18 protein-coding genes are annotated in these 17,791 nt (G+C 61.0%); 12 read left to right on the top strand and 6 right to left on the bottom strand.

Translation table 11 applies throughout. From position 1 onward, the window contains the following. Positions 1-115 precede the first annotated feature (115 nt). The 3 genes from uvrA to QZ190_RS09060 all read left to right on the top strand — a co-directional run bounded on the left by uvrA (position 116) and on the right by QZ190_RS09060 (position 4,151). Positions 116-3,019 (top strand): excinuclease ABC subunit UvrA, encoded by a 2,904-nt coding sequence (gene uvrA / locus QZ190_RS09070; RefSeq protein WP_291915505.1) that lies wholly within the window; start codon positions 116-118, stop codon positions 3,017-3,019. 52 nt (positions 3,020-3,071) lie between these two features. Continuing rightward, positions 3,072-3,458 (top strand): glutaredoxin, encoded by a 387-nt coding sequence (locus QZ190_RS09065; RefSeq protein WP_291915443.1) that lies wholly within the window; start codon positions 3,072-3,074, stop codon positions 3,456-3,458. Positions 3,459-3,539: 81 nt separating this feature from the next. Next, positions 3,540-4,151, top strand: coding sequence for a CYTH domain-containing protein (locus QZ190_RS09060; protein ID WP_291915442.1), 612 nt, complete (start codon positions 3,540-3,542; stop codon positions 4,149-4,151). Here QZ190_RS09060 and QZ190_RS09055 read toward each other — a convergent pair. After that, positions 4,148-5,092, bottom strand: coding sequence for an AraC family transcriptional regulator (locus QZ190_RS09055; RefSeq protein WP_291915441.1), 945 nt, complete (start codon positions 5,090-5,092; stop codon positions 4,148-4,150). The genes QZ190_RS09060 and QZ190_RS09055 overlap by 4 nt on opposite strands. Before the next feature lie 99 nt (positions 5,093-5,191). Between QZ190_RS09055 and QZ190_RS09050 the strand changes: the two genes are divergently transcribed. After that, positions 5,192-6,589, top strand: coding sequence for a cytochrome P450 (locus QZ190_RS09050; RefSeq protein WP_291915440.1), 1,398 nt, complete (start codon positions 5,192-5,194; stop codon positions 6,587-6,589). 5 nt (positions 6,590-6,594) lie between these two features. Here the strand turns inward: QZ190_RS09050 and QZ190_RS09045 are convergent, their stop codons facing one another. From QZ190_RS09045 to QZ190_RS09030, 4 genes are all read right to left on the bottom strand, one after another. Further along, positions 6,595-6,846 carry a Txe/YoeB family addiction module toxin gene (locus QZ190_RS09045; RefSeq protein WP_291915439.1) on the bottom strand — a complete coding sequence of 84 codons (252 nt, stop codon included), beginning with the start codon at positions 6,844-6,846 and terminating at the stop codon, positions 6,595-6,597. A gap of 7 nt (positions 6,847-6,853) precedes the next feature. Further along, a complete protein-coding gene (locus QZ190_RS09040; RefSeq protein WP_291915438.1) occupies positions 6,854-7,108 on the bottom strand; it encodes a type II toxin-antitoxin system Phd/YefM family antitoxin in 255 nt (84 codons plus the stop codon). Positions 7,109-7,203: 95 nt separating this feature from the next. After that, a complete protein-coding gene (locus QZ190_RS09035) occupies positions 7,204-7,611 on the bottom strand; it encodes a PaaI family thioesterase (protein WP_291915437.1) in 408 nt (135 codons plus the stop codon). Continuing rightward, on the bottom strand, positions 7,608-7,967 hold the full coding sequence (locus QZ190_RS09030) for a MerR family transcriptional regulator (protein WP_291915436.1): 360 nt from the start codon (positions 7,965-7,967) through the stop codon (positions 7,608-7,610). Before QZ190_RS09030 ends, QZ190_RS09035 begins: the two co-directional genes overlap by 4 nt. A gap of 242 nt (positions 7,968-8,209) precedes the next feature. Here QZ190_RS09030 and QZ190_RS09025 point away from each other — a divergent pair, with 242 nt between their 5' ends. Together QZ190_RS09025 and QZ190_RS09020 are read left to right on the top strand one after the other, a co-directional pair. Beyond that, positions 8,210-8,743, top strand: a complete 534-nt coding sequence (locus QZ190_RS09025) for a hypothetical protein (protein WP_291915435.1) — start codon at positions 8,210-8,212, stop codon at positions 8,741-8,743. Between the two features lie 115 nt (positions 8,744-8,858). After that, positions 8,859-10,034 (top strand): serine hydrolase, encoded by a 1,176-nt coding sequence (locus tag QZ190_RS09020; protein WP_291915434.1) that lies wholly within the window; start codon positions 8,859-8,861, stop codon positions 10,032-10,034. Positions 10,035-10,064: 30 nt separating this feature from the next. Here QZ190_RS09020 and QZ190_RS09015 read toward each other — a convergent pair whose 3' ends face one another. Then, the gene (locus tag QZ190_RS09015; protein ID WP_291915433.1) at positions 10,065-11,045 is read right to left on the bottom strand and encodes an AraC family transcriptional regulator; all 981 of its coding nucleotides are present in this window, start codon (positions 11,043-11,045) and stop codon (positions 10,065-10,067) included. 107 nt (positions 11,046-11,152) lie between these two features. On the opposite strand from QZ190_RS09015, the gene QZ190_RS09010 reads away from it, so the two are divergent. The 6 genes from QZ190_RS09010 to gdhA all read left to right on the top strand — a co-directional run bounded on the left by QZ190_RS09010 (position 11,153) and on the right by gdhA (position 17,789). Next, on the top strand, positions 11,153-11,542 hold the full coding sequence (locus QZ190_RS09010) for a carboxymuconolactone decarboxylase family protein (protein ID WP_291915432.1): 390 nt from the start codon (positions 11,153-11,155) through the stop codon (positions 11,540-11,542). Positions 11,543-11,563: 21 nt separating this feature from the next. Then, on the top strand, positions 11,564-12,625 hold the full coding sequence (locus QZ190_RS09005; RefSeq protein WP_291915431.1) for a 3-keto-5-aminohexanoate cleavage protein: 1,062 nt from the start codon (positions 11,564-11,566) through the stop codon (positions 12,623-12,625). Between the two features lie 30 nt (positions 12,626-12,655). Continuing rightward, positions 12,656-13,657, top strand: coding sequence for a tripartite tricarboxylate transporter substrate binding protein (locus QZ190_RS09000; protein WP_291915430.1), 1,002 nt, complete (start codon positions 12,656-12,658; stop codon positions 13,655-13,657). A 6-nt stretch (positions 13,658-13,663) separates the two neighbouring features. Further along, positions 13,664-14,488, top strand: a complete 825-nt coding sequence (locus QZ190_RS08995) for an SDR family NAD(P)-dependent oxidoreductase (protein ID WP_291915429.1) — start codon at positions 13,664-13,666, stop codon at positions 14,486-14,488. A 136-nt stretch (positions 14,489-14,624) separates the two neighbouring features. Continuing rightward, on the top strand, positions 14,625-16,244 hold the full coding sequence (locus tag QZ190_RS08990; protein ID WP_291915428.1) for a long-chain-fatty-acid--CoA ligase: 1,620 nt from the start codon (positions 14,625-14,627) through the stop codon (positions 16,242-16,244). Positions 16,245-16,445: 201 nt separating this feature from the next. Continuing rightward, a complete protein-coding gene (gene gdhA / locus QZ190_RS08985; RefSeq protein ID WP_291915427.1) occupies positions 16,446-17,789 on the top strand; it encodes an NADP-specific glutamate dehydrogenase in 1,344 nt (447 codons plus the stop codon). Positions 17,790-17,791: the final 2 nt, after the last annotated feature.

Below are 17,791 nucleotides of genomic sequence, written 5' to 3'. Positions count from 1 at the left end.
AAAAGCCGAATTGTCCCAGATTGACCGCCCCCAGCGCCCAGCAGGAGGTCAAAGGGGATAATCAAAGGTTTTGCTGATCTGGCTGCCCCACGTGAAATTTGCCGACCCTTCTCTCTTGCCCGACGAACCCGAACCCGCGCGGTATCTGGCCTCAGCGCTGCGGCAAACCCACATCAGCGTGCGAGGCGCGCGCACCCACAACCTGAAAAACATCGACCTCGACATCCCGCGCAACCAGCTGGTGGTGATCACCGGCTTGTCGGGCTCGGGCAAGTCGAGTCTGGCTTTTGACACGCTGTACGCCGAAGGCCAGCGCCGCTATGTGGAAAGCCTGTCGGCCTATGCAAGGCAGTTCTTGCAGCTGATGGACAAGCCCGATGTGGACCTGATCGAGGGTCTGTCGCCCGCGATTTCCATTGAGCAAAAAGCCACCAGCCACAACCCGCGATCGACCGTGGGCACGGTGACCGAAATCCACGACTACCTGCGCCTTTTGTATGCCCGCGCAGGCACGCCGTACTGCCCCGACCACAATCTGCCCCTGCAAGCGCAGACCGTGAGCCAGATGGTGGACGCCGTGCTGGCCCTGCCCGAAGACACCAAACTCATGATCCTCGCGCCCATTGCGCGTGAGAAAAAAGGCGAGTTTGAGAAAGTGTTTGAGCAGATGCAGGCGCTGGGCTATGTGCGCTTTCGCATCAATGGCCAGACGGTGGAGGTGGAAGACCTGCCCACACTCAAGAAAAACGAAAAACACAACATCGACGTGGTGGTGGACCGCATCAAAGTGCGATCTGAAGAAGATGCCAAAGCCCGCGACGCCCTGCGCCAGCGCTTGGCCGAGAGCTTTGAGGCCGCATTGCACCTGGCCGAGCACCGCGCCGTGGCACTCGAGATGGACACCGGCAAAGAACACCTGTTCAACGCGAAGTTCTCCTGCCCGGTGTGCACCTATTCCATCAGCGAGCTGGAGCCACGCTTGTTTTCGTTCAACTCGCCCATGGGCGCTTGCCCGACTTGCGACGGCATCGGCAGCATGGCGTTTTTCGACCCCGAGCGCGTCGTGGCCTTCCCCTCGCTCAGCTTGGCCAGTGGCGCCATCAAGGGCTGGGACCGGCGCAACGGTTTTTACTTCAGCATGCTCGAAAGCCTGGCCAAGCATTACCAGTTCGACATCGAAGCGCCGTTTGAAAAACTCGCTCCAGCGCACCAACAGGTTTTGCTGCACGGCTCGGGCGATGAAGAAATCAAGTTCAGCTACACCATGGAGTCCGGCGCCTCGCAGGGCAAGAAGGTCAGCAAGAAGCACCCGTTTGAGGGGATCATCCCCAACATGACGCGGCGCTACCGCGAGACCGACTCGGCCGTGGTGCGCGAAGACCTGGCCCGTTACCGCAACATGCAAGCCTGCACCAGCTGCCATGGCACGCGCTTGCGGCGCGAAGCCCGCCATGTGCGCATTGGTGAAGGCGATCAAGCCCGCGCCATTTACGAGATCAGCCACATCACGCTGGGCGAGTCGCAACAGTATTTTCAGGGCCTGACCATGCACGGGGCCAAGGCCGACATCGCCGACAAGGTGGTGCGCGAGATCGCACTGCGCCTGAAGTTTTTGAACGACGTGGGCCTGAATTATTTGAGCCTGGACCGCAGCGCCGACACCCTGTCGGGCGGCGAATCGCAGCGCATTCGCTTGGCCAGCCAGATCGGCTCGGGCCTCACGGGCGTGATGTATGTGCTGGACGAACCCAGCATCGGCTTGCACCAGCGCGACAACGACCGCCTGATTGGCACGCTACAACACCTGCGCGACATCGGCAACAGCGTGCTGGTGGTCGAGCACGACGAAGACATGATCCGCGTGGCCGACCATGTGATCGACATGGGGCCGGGCGCGGGCGTGCACGGTGGGCGCGTGATGGCGCAAGGCACTTGCGCCGACATCCTGGCCGCACCCGATTCGGTCACCGGCCAGTACATGTCGGGCCGCAAAAAGATCGAGATTCCGAAGCGCCACAAAGCGGGCAAGGACTTCATCGAAATCGTTGGTGCGTCGGGCAACAACCTGAAAAACGTGAACGTGAAGTTCCCCGTGGGGCTGCTGACTTGCGTGACCGGCGTATCCGGCTCAGGCAAATCCACCCTGGTCAACGACACGCTGTACACCGCCGCCGCCCACCAGATCCACCGTGCGCACGACGAAGCCGCCTCCCACGAAGAGATCAAAGGGCTGGATCACTTCGACAAGGTCATTAACGTCGACCAGTCGCCGATTGGCCGCACGCCACGCAGCAACCCGGCCACCTACACGGGCCTGTTCACCCACATCCGTGAGCTGATGGCCGAAGTGCCCGCCGCACGCGAGCGCGGCTACGGCCCGGGGCGTTTCAGCTTCAACGTGACCGGGGGCCGCTGCGAAGCCTGCCAAGGCGACGGCATGGTGAAAGTGGAGATGCACTTTTTGCCCGATGTGTATGTGCCCTGCGACGTGTGCCATGGCATGCGTTACAACCGCGAAACGCTGGAAGTGCAATACAAGGGCCAGAACATCGCGCAGATTTTGAACATGACGGTAGAAGCCGCGCACCAGTTCTTCAGCGCCGTGCCGAACATTGCACGCAAGCTGCAAACCCTGCTCGACGTGGGTCTGACCTACATTCGCCTGGGCCAAAGCGCCACCACCTTATCGGGCGGCGAGGCCCAGCGCGTCAAGCTCGCACTGGAACTGTCCAAACGCGACACGGGCCGCACCCTGTACATATTGGACGAACCCACCACCGGCCTGCACTTTGCCGACATTGACTTGCTGCTCAAAGTGCTGCACCAGTTGCGCGACGCGGGCAACACCATCGTCATCATCGAACACAACCTCGACGTGATCAAAACCGCCGACTGGTTGATCGACATGGGGCCTGAGGGTGGTGCGGGTGGCGGCACGGTACTGGGCGAAGGCACCCCCGAACAACTGTCCAAAAACAAGGCCAGCTTCACGGGCCACTATTTAGCCCGTTTGCTGTGATGGTGCGGCTTCCCCCTATTTTTTCACCCACTTTTGAATTGTTGAGACCCGTATGAAACCCCTGATCCGTGCTTTTTTCAGAACCCTGCGCATCGTGCTCGGCCCCATCATGCTGCTCAAAGAGCGCCTGACCCAACCCACTGGCGTGGTGCGCGCGCCTGCGGCGCAAGCCAGCGTGGACCAGCAGTGCCAAAGCCTGGCGCTTTACCAGTTCAGCACCTGCCCGTTTTGCATCAAGGTGCGCCAAGAAATGCGCCGCCTGTCCTTGCCCATTGAAAAGCGCGATGCGCAGCACCATACCGCCAACCGCGACGCCTTGCTTCAAGGCACGGGCGCGACTCAAGTGCCTTGCCTGCGGATCACTGAAGCCGATGGTCAAACGCGTTGGCTCAAGGATTCGGCCGCGATCGTGGCGTATCTGCGCAAGCGCTTTGCCTGAAGGTCGGCATCACAAACCGTTTGTAGGTCGGCGGCTTCAGCCCCGACAAGCTCCCTGACCACGCACCCCGAACCACGCCCCATGGAAACCGAACTCAAACTCGGCCTGTCAGCGGCCGACCTGCCGCGCCTGCTGGCCCACCCACTGCTGACGCAAGCGGGTGACACGCAGCGCCTGCTCAACACCTATTTCGACACGCCCGACTTGGCACTGCAACAGCGCCGCATGGCGGTGCGCGAAAGGCTGGCGGGTGATCAATGGCTGCTGACGGTGAAGACCGCAGGTCAAAGCCAAAACGGCTTGTCGCGCAGGCAAGAGTGGGAAGGCCCGACCACGCCGGGTGCGCTGCAGTTCGATGCGCTGGTGGATGACGCCACGCTGGCGCAAGACCTGATGACGCTGCGCCCCGATTTACGCGCCTTGTTTTGTACCGACTTTGAGCGTCAGCGCTGGGTCATCACCCATGATGGCGCGCGCATCGAAGTGGCGCTGGACCAAGGCCGCATTCATGTGCCCGGCACCGATCTGAGTGAGCCGCTGCTGGAGCTGGAGCTTGAATTGCTCAGCGGCCCCGAGTCGACCTTGATGCTGCTGGCCGATGTGCTGCGCCAAACACCCCAAGGCCCCGTGACGCTTGCGCCCAGCGATGCGAGCAAAGCGCAGCGGGGGATGGCGCTTTGGGTTCAGCGTTAAGGTATCTCGGCCACCGTGAAAGGCACGTCATACCCGGCCAACTGCGCCCAGGCCCGGTAAACCCAAAACGCTTCTTCATGCCATACCCCATGGCGCAACACCTCCGGGCTGAAGCCCGTGATGCGGCGGGTCTCGCGGATGAAATGGCTTTGGTCTGAAAACCCGTTGTCCAGCGCGATCTGGGTCCAGTCCAGCCGGTCTTCAAGTATCGCTTCCATCACCGCAAAAAAAGCAGCCTCGCCCCTGACGGAGCCTTGCAACTTGCGCAAGGACCAGCCTGTCCATTGCTTGATGCGGCGCTCGGACTGCCGCAAACTGCGGCCCCAGCCTGTGGCGGCGGCCCGCAGGGCCAGGGCCTCCATCCAGGGTGCAAGGTTCTGTCCCCACCCGCCAAGCGAGCCGGTGTGATCACGCGAATTCAGTGATCGCTGCTGCCAAATCTGCAGCAGCTCCGCCAACAAACGCGCCACCCGTCGATCGACATCGACCGGGTCATTCAGCCTCTGATATGCGGCCAGCACATCAGGGGGCAACACCTCGTTGGCATCGACGATTTGATCGCTCAGGGTCTGAGGCTCCAATCCGGTGAGCGCCCAAAACGCATCCGGATACAGGATGACCATCAAGCCCTCCGCTTCAGGCCCATAAAAAGCGCTGCGCGGCGCACTGTGCGGCCCCATCACCGAAAAAGACGGCACTGGCTCACGGGCCGCCATCGGTTCGCACCCCACACCTGCCGCCAGCGCATCGATGCTGCCCCGAAACAGCACACTGATCGTGCACACGGGGCCTGCGGGGTAATGCCCCCAACGCTGCGGCTCGGTCAACGCCATGCCCACCGTGCTGCGCCAGAGCACCGCACGCACACAAGTGTGCAAACCCCAAGGCGGCAACCAGCTACGGACCGGAGAAAACGAAGTGGGGGCATGGGCTGGCGGCATGCACAAAGTATAGGTAAACGGTCTTTCAATCGAAATGGATAACCCCAAAGTGTCGATTCGATTCAAGACGCCACGCGACCAGCCATGCAAGATCGCCCCATGAACACACCCACCGATGCCACCCGCGTTCCCGGCCCCACTGCACCACTGTGGGGGCTGAGCCTGCTGCGCACCATGCGAGCCGACTATTTGGGGTTTGTCAGGCGCTTGCAAAGCCAGCACCCTGACATCGCAAAAGTGCAGGTCTTGAACGAACACATCACCCATGTCTTTCAGCCTGAGTGGGTGCGTCAAGTGCTGGTGGACCAAGCCAACGCGCTCATCCGCTGGGAACGCGCCACCGAGGTGTTCAGTATCTCGATGGGGCAAAGCGTGCTGGTCACAGAAGGTACGACATGGCAACGCCAACGCCGCATGTTGCAACCGAGGTTCACACCCAAGCGGGTGGCAGGCTACGCCGCTTTGATGGCGTCGGCCGCACACGACGCGCTGAGCGCCCTGGGGCAGCGCGTTGGCGGCCAAAGCGTGAACATGGACGCCCTCATGACGGACATGACACTGGACGTGATCTTGCGCGCCTTGTTTGGATCACATCAGGTCCGGGATGCCCGGCCCGTGTCGCAGGCCATCCAGACTTTGAGCCATTCGGGCTTTTCTGAGCTGTTCAAACCGTTTTCATGGCCCCTGTGGATGCCCTTGCCTTCTGTGCGCAAAGTGCGTCAGGCCAAACAGACGCTGGACCTGGTGATCCAGCAACACATTCAAGCTCAACAGTCGACGGCCAGCAACGATGGCCATGATCTGCTGACCATGCTGCGACTGGCCCGCGACCCCGAGCACCCAGACCAAGGTCTGAGTGCGCAAGAGCTGCACGACCAGACCATGGTGATGTTTCAGGCCGGTCATGAAACCACGGCCACCGCCATGACTTGGTGGAGCGGCCTGATCGCGCGTCACCCTGAAGTGGCCCAACGCATTCACGCCGAAGTCGATGCGGTGTTGCAGGGCCAAACACCGACACCCGCCACCTTGCAGCAAATGCCATGGCTGCAAGCCAGCCTCAAAGAAGCCTTGCGCCTGTTCCCGCCTGCGGCCATCTTGTTCACGCGTCGCGCACTCAAAGACCTGCAAGTCGGCCCGTGGACCGTGCCCCAAGGCCATCTGATCGCTTTCACGCCTTATGTGATCCAGCGCGATGCGCGCTGGTTCGCGTTACCCGATGAGTTCAAGCCTGAGCGCTTTTTGCCCGGTGCCCCCGACATCCCGCGAGGTGTGTGGATGCCCTTTGGCACCGGCCCCCGGGTGTGTATTGGCCAGCACTTTGCGCTGCTCGAAATGGGGCTGATCGCGGCCATGCTGATGCAGCGCTTCCGACTGGAATGGCCTGAAGGTGCGTCATGGCCCGAAGGCGATCTGGCGGTGACTTTGCGGCCTGCACAAGCCATTCGGCTGAAACTGCATCCAAGGGCCGACATTGCACCCTCGCAGGGTGGATGAACCGCTTACTGGTAATGCCCCCGACAGGCGATCACCGTCAATTCCACATCGTCTACGGCGTAGACCAGTCGATGGACGTCGTCGATGCGTCGCGACCAATAACCAGACAAATTGCCCAGCAGCGGCTCGGGCTTGCCAATGCCGTCAAACGGGTCGAGCCGGGCGGCATCGCTCAACAGCTTGATTAGTTTGAGTGTCTTTTTATCCTGCCTTTGCATGTACAGGTCATCGGCGCAGGCAAGCGAAGTGAATGCCATCCCCGGCTCATGCGGACAGCATTTGGCGTCGTTTGACTTTGCCTGCTTTGTGTTCGGCAATGGATGCCGCCAAGTGCGCTGAATTGGCGGGGCTGGACAGCAGGTAAAGGGTTTCAGCCATGCTTTGGTAATGCGCCATGGACATGACCACCACATCACCCCCGTCGCGTCGGGTGATGATGGTGATGTCGGCATCGGCTTGCACGCCATCCAGCACGGACTTCAACCCCTTGCGCGCTTCGGAATAACGGATGATTCGCATGGCTGTGACTTGCTCAATAGATTGGACAAATATTGTCGCTTTTTTAAGCCACGGGTGGCGACAATCACTAAAGAGCATTCACCACGCTGCACAGGTCACGCGGCGATCACCGTCAGCAGTGTTTGACCGTTAGCCACCAGCTTCTCGCCCTCTGCATCCACCGCAAACAAATCACAGCTGGTAAAAACCTGCGTCTTGCCCGGTTTGACGACCCGAGCACGGGCTATGAACTTTTGCCCCACAGCGGGCCGCAAGCAGTTGACCGAAAAGTTGGCGGCCAACAAATTCGGCCCTGCCACGGTGCCCGCTGCGAAACCGCACGCAGTGTCGATCAGAGTGCCGATCAAACCCGCATGCAAGAAGCCTGAATACTGCCCGACCTCTGGGCGCCAGGGCATCTGGATTTCCACAAAGCCGGGTTCTGCCACCGTCACTTCGATGCCACACCACCGATTGAATTCGGCAATGGCGTTGATTTTTTTCAGCATCTCCAATGGGCTCATGGTTTTCTCCTGGCTTGGGTTTTGAACCACCCGATGTGGTCCATCAGTTTTTTGCGAAGTGCTTGCTGCTCGGTCATGAGTTGGTCAATTTCGGCTACGCGCACCAAGATCGCGTCGATCATGTCTTGGGCCGACAATTTGCCCGTTTTGAAGCGCGGCAAGTATTCGGCGATCAGGGGCAGCGAGAAGTCCAACTCCCGAGACATGGCGATGAAGACCACATGCCGGACGGTTTCCTCGTCGTAATCGCGGTAGCCGTTGGGCAAGCGCTGGCACGCAATCAGGCCTGCCGCCTCGTAGCGCCGCAAGCGGTGCACCGACACCTGGGTTCTGGCTGAGAGTTCTGAAATGCGCATGAATTCAGTCTAGCAACGCTCGCACAGCGCCAAGCTTTAAGCCGTTGACACTCAGGCGACTCAGACCCTCGCGACTGCCCTGTGGTTTGTGCATTCACCAAACAGCCTCGCATTCAGCCAAGTTCGTCTGATACAGATCATTTTTCGAGAGAAAAGAGGCCTTTAGATCTCTCATAAAATTCAAAGTGGGAAATAAAAAATTCTTAGCCATGAACTGCCTTCATCGACACCCAACACCCCACATGCTCAAACGTTTCCTGTTGGCCACTGCGGCCCTTGGCTGCGCATCAGCGGTCTGCGCCCAAACGCCAGCGTCGACCCCCGAAACGCACGGCTTTCAGATCAAAGGCGAAGTCCACTACCGCTGCTTTGGCGGCAACCCGCCCAAATCGCGCGACTCGCGGACACAGGTGGCCTGTGACAACAAGGACCACCACAAAGTTCTTTTCAACGAGCGTGTGAACGTGCAAATCAAACAAGAACCGTCGCCGGACAACGACCCCACCTTGACCGGTGGGCTCACGCGAACAGCCACTTACCAAGGCCGTAAATTCACACTGGGCATGAGCTTGTTCAAGGACTTGGAGCCTGGTCAGCCTGCGGTGTACCGACTGCGAACCGTCGCGCAAGACGATGAGCCCCGCAACCCTCGTCAATCCGAGTGGATGAGCCGAGCCAGTGCGGTCAAGTCTTTGAACCCCTTGACGGTTCAGTACCTGTCTGTGGGTCAGCCCGAGGAAATCGTTTTCTCGGTGAGCATTGCGCCCACGCCCTAAGCCTCTGAAGTGAATCCTCTTGGATGGTTGGAACCCCACAAAATGCCAGTGAACAAAAGGTGATACCCCTTCGCGGCACGCGGGTGTACAAATCGCTCTTGTTCTGGAGCTCCCGATGACCCATCACCCCCCTCTTGCCCACGCGCACCCCGCCGACGTCGGCCTGTGCCCCGATCGTACGCAGCGCCTCATGGACGTGCTGCGCCGCGAAGTGGCCAGCGGCCGACTGCCCGGTGCCGTGGCCATGGTGGCGAGACGCGGGCAAATCGCCTTGTTCGAGGCCGTGGGCCAGCAAGACCCGGCCACGGGCACGCCCATGCAGACCGACAGCATCTTCCGCATCTATTCGATGACCAAGCCGGTGGTGTCGGTGGCGGTGATGATGCTGGTCGAGCGCGGCCACTTGCTCTTAAGTGACCCAGTCAGCCGCTGGTTGCCCGAGTTTGCGAACCAGCAAGTGGCCACGGCCAACGGGCTGGAGCCGGTGCGCAACCCCGCCACCGTGCAAGACCTGCTGCGCCACACGGCCGGGTTGACCTATGAATTTCTGGGCACATCGTCCGTGCAGCAGCAATACGGCCAAGCCAAAATCGCCTCGCGCGAGCGCACCAACGCCGAGTTTTCGCAAACACTGGCGGCCATGCCGCTGCAGTTCCAACCCGGCAGCGTGTGGGCTTACAGCCGCGCCACCGATGTGCTGGGCAGGTTGGTCGAGGTGGTCAGCGGCCAAGGCTTGGGGGCATTCCTGCAAGCCGAAATCTTTGGCCCACTGGGCATGGTGGACACCGGCTTTGCCGTGCCACCCGAGCAGCATCACCGCATTGCCGAGCCCTTTGCACACGACCCCGATGGTGGCGTACCGATGAAGGTTTTGGAGCCCCGCCAAGTGCCCGCCATGGAGGGCGGCGGCGGTGGACTCATGTCCACGGCGATGGACTACACCCGCTTTTTGCAGTGCCTGCGCAACCGGGGCGAGCTGAACGGCGTGCGCCTGCTCGGCCCCCACACGGTGGACTTCATGACCGCCGACCACCTGGGTGGCATACCGGCAGACGGCACCTTGCTGCCACCCGGCCACGGCTTCGGTCTCGGGTTTGCGGTTCGCACCCACCTGGGCCTGTCGCCGGTGCCGGGCTCGGTGGGCTTGTATTACTGGGGCGGCATCGCGGGCACCACCTTCTTTGTGGACCCGGCGCTCGACATGTATGCGATGCTGATGGTCCAGGCGCCCAACCAAAGGGATTACTATCGCCCCCTGTTCCGCGATTTGGTGTACGCAGCGCTACTGTGACGGGACACGGGTCAGAGGTGCACAAACGGCTCAAGCATCACGGGCACGGGCACCAAACTGGTCGCGGTACCAACGCGAGAACGCGCTGGGTGCCGAAAACCCCAGCAGGCTGGACACCTGCGCCAGCGGTCTGGATTTGTCCAGCAGGTATTGCCCCACGATCTGGCTGCGGTGTGCATCGACCAGTTGATGAAAACCAGTGTTTTCTGCCGAGAGCCGCCGCGTGATGGTGCGGCGATCACAGCCCAAATGTTGCGCCACCACATCGGCCGTGCACTGCCCCAAGGGCAGCAGCAGCAAAATCAATTGCTGCACCTGGTGTGTGAAAGAAGGCGCATCCACCGCCTTGGAGGCGATCAATTCCTGCGCATAGCGTGCCATCACCGGGTCGGCGCTGGGGTTGGGCTGGTCCAGGTCTGAATGGCTGCACAGCAAGCCATTGAACTCGTGGTTGAACGCCACCTGGTCGCCAAACACACGGTGGTGTGTCGCGCGATGGGCGGGCGCACTGTGAGAGAAGCAAACCAATCGCGGACGCCATGCGGCACCCATGAAAAGGCTGAGGATGCGGTAGGTCACCGCCATGGCCAATTCAGTGGCCTGCCGCCTGGATTCGAAAAAGTCCATGGCGAACTCTTCACGAATCAGGACCAAGGGGCCCGATTCTTCAATCCGAATCACCAAGGCTTCGTTGTGCACCCGGATGTGGCGCACGATGGCGTCGAGGGCGTGGCGCAAAGTGGGCTCGTCGCGCAGCAGCAAACCCAAAGGTCCCAGATTGGACAACCGGCGCGATTCGCCCATGCGCAAGCCAAATGCGGGCTCTGCCGCGTCACGCGCCGCCATTTCCAGCAAGCGGACCACCGCGTTGGTGTCGATCTTCAAGTCCGGATCGCTCAGGCATTTGGCGGGCAAACCCACCGTTCTCACCAAGGCCACCGGGTCCAAGCCGCATTGCTGCGCAATTTCAGCGAAATGCGTCAAGCTGGCACTGCGGATCAGGGTGGACATAGGGGATTCCCGTAAAGTCCCAAAATGGTAATTCAATGTCCCGTTTTGTCAATTGGCATGTCCCCGATTTTTGAATACTTGACACAGCTTCAAAACGACACAAACCCATGTCCACGCCCCACACTGCCGAAACAACTCCGACACCCATCAGCGATGCCCTGCATGCCAACGGCTACTGGAATCCCAATTGGGACCCGATCGCCGAGGTTGACAAAGTCTGGATGGAAAAGTTCCTGAACATGGGGCTGCATGGCAAACATGTGCTCGACCCCAAGACTTTCGAGTTGATCGCGATCGCGGTCGATGCCTCGTGCACCCACATGTATGCGCCCGGCGTGCGGACACACATTCGCAAGGCTCTGGCGCTGGGCGTGACGAAGGAAGAAATCGCGGCCGTGCTGCAGCTGACCTCGGTGCTGGGCGTTCACACCATGAGCATGGGCGCCCCGATCTTGCTCGAAGAAGTCGCCGCACGTCAAACCACAAACCCCACCTGATTTTTTCAAAAGGACAACCCCATGCATTTCCTTGACGACTCGCTTCTGCCTGAAAACCAGCAAAAACTCGTGATCCAGGTCGCGCCTTACGGCCCCCAATGGGCACCCGGCGACAGCAGCGACATCCCGGTCACGATGGATGACCAAATCCAGAAAGCGGTGGATTGCTACAACGCGGGAGCCACCGTGCTGCATGTGCATGTGCGCGAGGCCGATGGCAAAGGCAGCAAGCGCCTGTCGATGTTCAACGAGATGCTGGCGCGCCTGCGCGAGGCGGTGCCCAAAATGGTCCTGCAGGTCGGCGGCTCGATCTCGTTTGCGCCCGAAGACGATGGCCAGGCCGCCAAATGGTTATCGGATGACACCCGGCACATGCTGGCCGATCTGGACCCCAAACCAGACCAGGTCACGGTGGCCGTGAACACCAGCCAGATGAACATCATGGACCTGATGATGGACGGCGATTTCACCGGCACCTCTTTTGAAAACCCGCAGCTGCAGGCCGCTTATGAAGACATGGTTGTGCCCTCCAACCCCAGCTGGCACCGCGAACACATCCGCCGCTTGGTGGCCGCAGGCATCCAGCCGCACTTCATGCTGGGGCATATCCACCAGCTCGAATCGGTCGAACGCCTGATTCGCCGTGGGCACTACTGCGGCCCGTTGATTTTGAATTACGTTGCCATCGGTGGCAGCGTGGCTGGGCTTAACCCGGCCGACATGCTGGAGTTCGTGCGCCGCGTGCCCGATGGCGCGGTGCTGACGCTGGAAACCCTGAACCGCCATGTGTACCCCATGACCGCCATGGCGATTGCCTTGGGTTTGCATGTGCGCTGCGGCATTGAAGACACCCTCAATGGCCCCCACCGCGAACGCATGAGTTCGGTGCAACAGGTCGAACACATGGTCAAGCAAGCGCGCCTGCTCAACCGCGACGTGGCCAATGGCGACGAAGCCCGCAATATCTACCAAATCGGTCAGTTCTACAAAGACACCGACGAAACTTTGGCCCGCTTGGGCTATGCACCCAACCGCCGTCCTGGCGAACGCGGCACCCCGGTGCGACACTTTCAGACCGCCTGAACAACCCTCACAAACACACAGGAGACAAACATGAACACCACCACACGCCCTTCCTCTGCACCCCGCCGCGCACTACTCTCACTGGGCCTGGCGCTCAGCGCTTTCAGCCTCGGCGTACAAGCGCAACCGCTGTCCGACCGCCCCATCAAAATCGTGGTCGGCGCGCCCGCAGGTGGCACCGCCGACATCATTGCCCGCTTGGTGGGCAATGCCATGTCCACCAGCATGGGCCAGCCGGTGGTGGTGGACAACAAACCGGGTGCAGGTGGCGCGATCGCCATGGACGCCATGCTGTCGGCCCCCAAAGATGGCCACACCTATTTGTTGTCGGTCAACGCGCTGGTGACCGAACTGCCTTACACGATCAAACCCAAATACGATCCGTTCAAAGACCTCAAACCTGTGGTCGAGCTGGCTGGCAGCGGGCTGGTGCTGGTGGGCAATGCGGCCTTGCCCCCCAAGGACCTGAAAGAGATGATCGCCTATGTGAAAGCCAATCCGGGCAAGATCAACTTTGCGTCCTACACGCCGGGCACCTTGTCACACGTGCTGGGTCTTCAGCTCAACAAACTGGCGGGCCTAGACATGAACCATGTGGGTTACAAAGGTTCGCCACCCGCACTGCAAGATGTGATGGGCGGTTCTGTCCAATTCATGTTTGACGGCTTGCCCACTTCGGTACCCAACATCAAAGGCGGCAAGTTGCGTGCATTCGCGGTCACATCACCACAGCGTTCGCATGCCTTGCCCGATGTGCCGACCATGGCCGAGCTCGGCTTCAAGGACATGACCCGCACCGCATGGCTGGGCTTGTGGGCCGTGCCAGGGCACCCCGATGCTGCATTCAAACGCATTCGCGAAGAAGCCCTCAAGGCACTGGCCACACCCGCTGTGCGTGACCGCCTGATGGCTGTGGGCCTGAACGTGAACACCCAAAACCCACCCACACCTGAACAAATGGCCAAAAGCCTGCAGGAGGACTACGAGTCTGTGGGCGTCATGCTGAAGTCAGTCAACTACAAGCCCGAGTAAAGCACCATGCAGCTGCAAGGCAAGGTGGTGCTGGTCACCGGGGCTGGGCTGGGCCTGGGCGGCACCATCGCCCAAGCCATGGCCCGACAAGGCGCATCGCTGGTCATCTGCGACGTGAACCTGGAGGCCTTGCACACCACGCAGGCGGCGGTGCAGGCCTTGGGTGCCGACTGCCTCGCGCTGGAATGCGATGTCTCCAGCAGCACGGCCGTCGACAACATGTTTGCCCTTGCAGGGGAGCGCTTTGGCACGGTGGACGTGCTGGTCAACAACGCGGCGCGCATTCCCAACTCGCCCACCGAGACCGAACGGCGCAACCTGCACTACGCCTACATGACCACGCCCATGCCCCGTCAGGCCTTGGGCATCGTCGCCTCCTTGTCCGACGAAGACTGGCTCAAGTGGTGGGGCGTCAACATGCACGGCGTGTTTTATTGCACGCGTGCCGCCTTGCGCTTCATGCAGCCCCAAAAATCGGGGCGCATCATCAACATCGCATCGATTGCCGGGCTGGGTGCAGGCAGCACCCACAGCCCAGGTTATTCGGCCACCAAGGCGGGGGTCATCAGCCTGACCCAAACCACAGCATTGGATGTGGCCGGTGCCAACATCTACGTCAATGCCATTGCCTGCGGCGGCGTGCTCACCCCACCGTTCGAGTCGTATCTGGCCAGCGCCAGCGAAGACCAGAAAAACAGCCTCTACCAAATGGTGCCCAGCGGGCGACTCGGCCGCCCCGAGGAATACGCCAACGTGGCCGTGTTTTTAGCGGCGCAAGACCATTACCTTGTAGGCCAGGTCATCAGCCCCAACGGTGGCTACGTGATCTGACGGCAGCTTTGTCAATCGCAACCTCTCTTTAAGGGGTGCCACAGATACCCAAACACAGCTTGCAAACGCGATCGCATGAGCTGTTATTGTTGCGGCCGCACTTCGTATTTAAACCACACCTTCAGGAGTCTCCCCCATGCCCCAACCCGGCCTCATGATGAACTGCCCCATGCTCATTTCGGGCATTCTTGAACACGGCGCTGCCCAGTTTGGCGAGCAGGAAGTCGTCTCGCGCGAGACGCACGGCCCCTTGCACCGCAGCACCTATGCCGATGTGGCCCGGCGCTCGCGCCAACTGGCCAACGCTTTGGCGCAGATGGGCCTGAAGGCGGGCAGCGCGGTTGGCTCGATCGCCTGGAACAACCACCGCCACCTGGAGGCCTATTACGCGGTCTCGGGCAGCGGCATGGTCATGCACACCTGCAACCCGCGCCTGCACCCGCAGCAGCTGATCTACGTGATCAACCACGCCGAAGACGAAGTCGTGCTGTTTGACGCCACCTTTGCGCCGCTCGTCAAAGGCATTGCCGCGCATTGCCCCAAAGTGCGCGCCTGGGTCTGCCTGGCCGATGCGGCCAACACGCCCGCGATTGAGGGCGTGAGCGTGCTGAACTACGAAGACCTGATCGCAGCGCACCCCACCACTTTTGCTTGGCCCGAGCTGGACGAGAACACGGGTGCAGCGCTGTGCTACACCTCGGGCACCACCGGCAATCCCAAGGGCGTGCTGTACTCGCACCGCGCCATCGTCATGAACGCCACGGCCGGCTGCATGCCCGATGTGCTGGGCCTGTCCTCGCAAGAGACCATCTTGCCCGTGGTACCCATGTTCCACATCAACGCCTGGTGCATCCCCTACGCCGCACTGGTGGCAGGCACCAAGCTGGTCTTGCCCGGCCCCAAACTCGACGGCACCAGCTTGTACGAGCTGATGGACAGCGAGCAGGTCACCATCAGCGCGGGCGTGCCCACCATCTGGATGGGTCTGATCCAGCATGTGGAGCAAAACAACTTGCGCTTTGCCCACATGAAGCGCACCTGCGTGGGCGGCTCGGCCATGCCCATGGCACTGATCGCCAAGTTTGTGGACAACTATGGCGTGGAAGTGCGCCACGGCTGGGGCATGACCGAAACCACCGCCGTGGCCACCATGAGTTTGCTGACCCGCACCGACCGCCTCAAACCTGCAGCCGAGCAACACGCGATCGTAGCCAAACAAGGCCGCGCGGTTTCGGGCATCGAGATCAAAATCGTGGACGAAAACGGGGCCACACTGCCACGCGACGGTACATCCCAAGGCGAGCTCATGGTGCGCGGCCAGTGGATCGTGGAGCGCTACTTCAAGGCCGAGAAAACCGCGCTGATCGACGGCTGGTTCCCCACGGGCGACATCGCCACCATCGACGCACAAGGCACCATGCAAATCCGCGACCGCACCAAAGACGTGATCAAGACCGGGGGCGAGTGGATCAGCTCGATTGACCTGGAAAACGCCGCCATCGGTCACCCCGCTGTGGGCATGGCCGCCGTCATTGGCGTCAAGCACCCCAAGTGGGACGAGCGCCCGCTGCTGTTCATCGTGCGCAAGCCGGGCCAAACGGTTGAGAAGCAGGAGATCCTGGACTTTTTGGCCACCAAGGTCGCCAAATGGTGGGTGCCCGACGACGTGGTCTTCCTCGAATCCCTGCCCGTGGGTGGCACCGGCAAGGTGCAGAAAAACGACCTGCGCAAGGACTACGGCGGCGTGTTCAGCTGAGGCCACTTGGGGCTTGGGGTGCGGTTGACAGCGCACCCCAAGTACTGTCTTTGCCGTCCGATACATTGCACCAAATAAGGGCATTTACCACCCACCACTCCTGAAAATTGCGCCAAAAATGGGACCAGAACACCAATACAGGGATTTCCCTGTGTGAAAATCTGATTCCTTTTTATCCAAACGCACTCAAACGGAGCATCCATGACAACAGGCAGCCTGGCCCAGTTTCTCGCCACGGTCAACGACCGCAACCCCGGCCAACCCGAATTCATGCAGGCGGTCACCGAGGTCATGGAAAGCCTCTGGCCCTTCATCGAGCAGCACCCCCAATATGCCGAGCAAGCCTTGCTCGAGCGCTTGGTCGAGCCCGAGCGCGTGGTCATGTTCCGGATCTCCTGGGTTGACGACAAAGGCCAGGTGCAAGTCAACAAGGGCTACCGCATCCAGCACAGCATGGCCATTGGCCCCTACAAAGGCGGCCTGCGTTTTCACCCCTCGGTCAACCTGTCGGTGCTCAAGTTCCTGGCTTTCGAGCAGACCTTCAAAAACGCGCTGACCACCCTGCCCATGGGCGGCGGCAAAGGCGGCTCCGACTTCGACCCCAAAGGCAAGAGCAAAGGCGAAGTCATGCGCTTTTGCCAGGCTTTTGCTTCCGAGTTGTTCCGCCATGTCGGCCCAGACACCGATGTACCAGCGGGTGACATCGGCGTGGGTGGCCGCGAAGTCGGCTTCATCGCCGGCATGTACAAAAAACTCTCGAACAACGCCGCCAGCGTCTTCACCGGCAAGGGCCTGAGCTTTGGCGGCTCGCTGATTCGCCCCGAGGCCACTGGCTACGGCACCGTCTACTTTGCCGACGAAATGCTCAAGACCCGCGGCATGTCCTTTGAAGGCATGCGCGTGTCGGTCTCCGGCTCGGGCAACGTGGCCCAATACGCGGTCGAAAAAGCCATGGCCCTGGGTGCCAAGGTTGTGACCGTGTCCGATTCGAGCGGCACCGTGGTCGATGAAGACGGCTTCACCCCCGAAAAACTCGCCATCCTGATGAAGGTCAAAAACCACGACTACGGCCGCGTCGACGACTACGCCCAGCTGGTCGGTGCCCGATTCGAAGCCGGCAAGACCCCTTGGCACATCAAGGTGGACGTGGCCCTGCCCTGCGCCACCCAAAACGAGCTCGACGCCAACGACGCCAAGACCCTGATCGCCAACGGCGTGATCTGCGTGGCCGAAGGCGCCAACATGCCCTCGACCATCGAAGCAGCCAAAGCCTTCGAAGCGGCGGGCGTGCTGTACGCACCGGGCAAGGCCAGCAACGCCGGTGGCGTGGCCACCTCGGGTCTGGAAATGAGCCAGAACGCGCTGCGCCTGTCGTGGAGCCGCGAAGAGGTGGACGCCCGCCTGCTGGGCATCATGCAAAACATCCACGCCGCCTGCCTGAAGTACGGCAAGCGCAGCGACGGCAGCGTGAGCTACATCGACGGCGCGAACATCGCCGGTTTCGTGAAAGTGGCCGACGCGATGCTGGCCCAGGGCGTGATTTAAGT

This window comes from Limnohabitans sp. (genome assembly GCF_017848645.1).
In the GTDB taxonomy this organism is placed as follows: domain Bacteria; phylum Pseudomonadota; class Gammaproteobacteria; order Burkholderiales; family Burkholderiaceae_C; genus Limnohabitans_A.
The sequence above is the reverse complement of the archived record's forward strand: the minus strand, read 5'-3'. Positions and strand labels throughout refer to the sequence as shown.